The sequence below is a fragment of the Mesorhizobium sp. M7A.F.Ca.CA.004.04.2.1 genome (assembly GCF_004022825.1).
In the GTDB taxonomy this organism is placed as follows: Bacteria; Pseudomonadota; Alphaproteobacteria; order Rhizobiales; family Rhizobiaceae; genus Mesorhizobium.
Genome location: NZ_RZPH01000605.1, coordinates 1 through 3,749 on the forward strand (window position 1 = coordinate 1; position 3,749 = coordinate 3,749).

The window sequence follows — 3,749 nt, forward strand, 5'->3', positions numbered from 1 at the left end:
GATGCGCGCGGCCCAGCCCTTCATCGACGATCCCGAGCGCACCATCGCCGTCGGCGGCACGATCCGCATCGCCAACGGATCGAGGATCGAAGCGGGCAGGGTGCGCGAGATCCGCCTGCCCAGCCGGTGCTGGCACTGTTCCAAGTGGTCGAATATCTGCGGGCCTTCCTTATGGCACGGCTGGCCTGGAGCCGCATCAACACGTTGATGCTGGTGTCCGGCGCCTTCGGCGTGTTCCGCCGCGCCGAAGTGGTGGCGGTTGGCGGCTTCACCAAGGGATCGATGGGCGAGGACATGGACCTTGTGATCAAGCTGCATCGCCACATGATGGACACCAAACGCAAATACCGCATCCAGTTCATTCCGGAGCCGGTGTGCTGGACAGAAGCACCCGAGTCACTGCGCGTTCTGGCCAGGCAACGCACGCGCTGGCAGCGCGGTGCGCTCGAGTGCTTCTTCCGCTACCGCTCCATGCTCTTCAACCCCCGCTATGGGCGGGTCGGCTTCCTCGGATTTGGTCACATACTGATTGTCGATGTGCTTGGGCCCATATCGGAGGTGCTGGGCTATGTGCTGATCCCGGCCTTTTGGCTACTCGGCATCCTCTCGACCGAATATCTCTTGGCATTCACGTCGCTGGTTTTCACCTACGGCGTTTGCGTGAGCGTGTGTTCGCTGGTTCTCGAAGAAGCCGAGCTTCAGCGTTTTCCGCGCGCGCGGGACCTTGCCGTACTCACGGCCGTGGCGGTGATCGAGAATTTCGGCTACCGCCAGCTCAACAATTTCTGGCGTGTGAAGGGCTGGTGGCAGTATCTGCGCGCCGACCAGAGCTGGGGCGAGATGACCAGGACCGGCCTGACTGGGCCGAAGAAGTGAGCCTCTTCGGCTGAGTCACTTCAGCGTCCGCTCGATCTCCGCAATAAGCGCATCGAGCGCAGTATGTGCGACATCCGACCGCTCGATCAGCAACGTCTCAAGCTCGGACGCTCGCACGCTGATATCCGGAAAGCCGAACGTTCCGGCCCCACCCGCCAGCGAGTGAGCGATCCCGATCAGCGTATCGCCGGAACTGCTGCCGGGCACAGCCCTCCTCTCACGGGCGGCCTTCAACTCCACGAGCCGATCCGCACACCGGGCAAGGAAACGTTGCTGCAAGGAAGCGAAGGGATCGTTTGAGATAGGCCGATGCTCCGTTGCGGGACGTCGAGGGTCATTCAAGCAGAAAGCGGCGCGGGTTGGAATGGACTGCTTGGTCGAGCACGCCCCCCTGTCGGAGGAGAACGGCACCAGGGCTGGTCTGCAACGACACTGGCATGCCTGGGCTGGGGACAACCGCGCTGCCATCACCAGAAAAAAAGTGATTGGCTGGGGCGCCAGGATTCGAACCTGGGAATGTCGGTACCAAAAACCGATGCCTTACCACTTGGCGACGCCCCAATTGCCGTCAGAGTCGCTTGTGCGGCGCGTTATTAGCAGAGCAGCCAAAAAGCACAATCCTTATGAGTGACGGTTGGAACGCTCGAATTGGGCAGGCAACGCAGCGCTGGCAAATGATATGCAGCGGGCTATTCGGACCACACCGCCATCTCGTTTCCGGCTGGATCGACGAAGTGGAAGCGCCGGCCGCCGGGGAACGGGAAGATCGGTTTGACAATCGTGCCGCCGGCGCTTTCGACAGCGTCGAGGGTTTGCTCCAGATCCCTGCTGTAGAGCACGGGCAGCGGCTTTGATGGCGCTTCCGCGGCATCTGCCTGGAAGCCTCCGTCCAGGCCTTCGGCAAAGGCCGGTGAACGACCAGGCAAAGGCGGTACTGTAGAAAGCCTTCAGCCGGTCCAGCGTTCCACCGGTCGCGGGCATTTCCAGATAGTCGAGTTTTCCGGGCAGTTTCATGGCGCACCTGTTTGTTCACTGTATGTTCTACTCCAGAATTCCTGACTTGGCAAGTCTTTTTGCCGCATGCTGGAGCACGGCTTTGCTTAATCGATTGTAGTGGCCAGGTGGCTTTGCCGATGTCTTGCCTTTCGCACTGCAGCATCATATCGCTCCAAGGACGGACCGGCGGAACTTTCCGTTTCGCCAATCTTTCCAGTCTCCTGCAACCGGAGCGATGCATGACCAAATGGGTTTTCACCTTTGGCGATGGTGCGGCGGAAGGCCGTGCCAGCGACAGGAATCTCCTGGGTGGCAAGGGCGCCAACCTGGCCGAGATGTGCAGCCTGGGGCTGCCGGTGCCGCCGGGCTTCACCATCACCACGGAGGTCTGCAACGCCTACTACGCCAACGGCCGTATTTATCCGGCCGGGTTGGAAGCCGATGTCGCGGTCGCGCTCGATCACATCGGCCGGCTGACCGGCCGTCGGTTCGGCGACCCGTCGAAACTGCTGCTGGTGTCGGTGCGTTCGGGCGCTCGCGCCTCGATGCCCGGCATGATGGATACCGTGCTCAATCTCGGCCTGAACGACGAGACGGTCGAGGCGCTGGCCGCCGATTCCGGCGACGCGCGCTTTGCCTATGACAGCTACCGCCGCTTCATCCAGATGTATTCCGACGTCGTCATGGGCCTCGACCATGAGGTGTTCGAGGAAATCCTGGAGGATCAGAAAGGCGGGCTCGGGCACGAGCTCGACACCGAACTCACGGCGCTCGAATGGCAAGGCGTCATCGCGCTCTACAAGGCCAAGGTCGAGGAAGAGCTCGGCAGGCCCTTTCCGCAGGATCCGCATGAGCAGCTCTGGGGCGCGATATCAGCCGTGTTCTCGAGCTGGATGAACAACCGCGCCATCACCTATCGCCGGCTGCACGACATTCCCGAAAGCTGGGGCACGGCGGTCAACGTCCAGGCCATGGTGTTCGGCAATATGGGCGAAACCTCGGCCACCGGCGTTGCCTTCACGCGCAACCCTTCGACCGGCGAAAAGATGCTTTATGGCGAGTTCCTGGTGAACGCGCAGGGCGAGGACGTCGTCGCCGGCATCCGCACGCCGCAGAACATCACCGAAGCGGCACGTATCGCAGCTGGCTCGGACAGGCCGTCGCTGCAGAAGCTGATGCCTGACGCGTTCCAGTCCTTTGTCACCATCTCCGACAGTCTGGAGAAGCACTACCGCGACATGCAGGATCTCGAATTCACCATCGAGCGCGGCAAATTGTGGATGCTGCAGACCCGGTCCGGCAAGCGCACCGCCAAGGCGGCGCTGAAAATCGCCGTCGAGATGGCGCAGGACAGGCTGATCACGAAAGAGGAAGCCGTCGCCCGTATCGACCCGGCCTCGCTCGACCAGTTGCTGCATCCGACCATCGACCCCAAGGCCGCGCGCGATGTCATCGGCATCGGACTGCCGGCGTCGCCCGGTGCCGCTACCGGCGAGATCGTCTTTTCCTCCGGCGACGCCGAGGAATTGAAGACGCAAGGGCGCAAGGCGATCCTGGTGCGCATCGAAACCAGTCCCGAAGACATCCACGGCATGCATGCGGCGGAAGGCATCCTGACCACGCGCGGCGGCATGACCAGCCACGCCGCGGTGGTGGCGCGCGGCATGGGCAAGCCTTGCGTCTCCGGGGCCGGCTCGCTGCGTGTCGACTACAAGGCCGGCACGCTGATGGCGATGGGCTCGACCTTCCGCAAGGGCGACATCGTCACCATCGATGGCGGCAATGGCCAGGTGCTGAAGGGCGCCGTGCCGATGCTGCAGCCGGAACTTTCCGGCGATTTCGCGGCCATCATGGAGTGGGCGGACGCGGTGAGCCGC

General features: G+C 62.6%; 3 protein-coding genes, 1 tRNA gene and 1 pseudogene. 2 read left to right on the plus strand and 3 right to left on the minus strand.

Annotated features, from left to right (window positions below; translation table 11 throughout):
* Window positions 1-144: 144 nt before the first annotated feature.
* Window positions 145-876: a glycosyltransferase family 2 protein gene (locus tag EN893_RS23550; RefSeq protein ID WP_245490889.1), complete on the plus strand. Its 732-nt coding sequence runs from the start codon at window positions 145-147 to the stop codon at window positions 874-876.
* Between the two features lie 15 nt (window positions 877-891).
* Here the strand turns inward: EN893_RS23550 and EN893_RS39910 are convergent, their stop codons facing one another.
* The 3 genes and pseudogenes from EN893_RS39910 to EN893_RS23565 form a co-directional block, all read right to left on the minus strand.
* Complete coding sequence (locus EN893_RS39910) at window positions 892-1,344, minus strand: Hpt domain-containing protein (protein ID WP_127269370.1); 453 nt, start codon at window positions 1,342-1,344, stop codon at window positions 892-894.
* An 18-nt stretch (window positions 1,345-1,362) separates the two neighbouring features.
* Window positions 1,363-1,437: transfer RNA gene (locus tag EN893_RS23560), tRNA-Gln, on the minus strand.
* Window positions 1,438-1,565: 128 nt separating this feature from the next.
* A pseudogene (locus tag EN893_RS23565) lies at window positions 1,566-1,890 on the minus strand (VOC family protein).
* A gap of 221 nt (window positions 1,891-2,111) precedes the next feature.
* Here EN893_RS23565 and EN893_RS23570 point away from each other — a divergent pair.
* On the plus strand, window positions 2,112-3,749 hold a 1,638-nt coding region (locus EN893_RS23570; protein ID WP_128361813.1), incomplete at its 3' end, for a pyruvate, phosphate dikinase.

What these genes read in the sequence shown, in the direction of transcription:
- EN893_RS39910 (WP_127269370.1), bottom strand. Translation starts at nt 1,344, where the DNA reads ATGGCAGCGCGGTTGTCCCCAGCCCAGGCATGCCAGTGTCGTTGCAGA.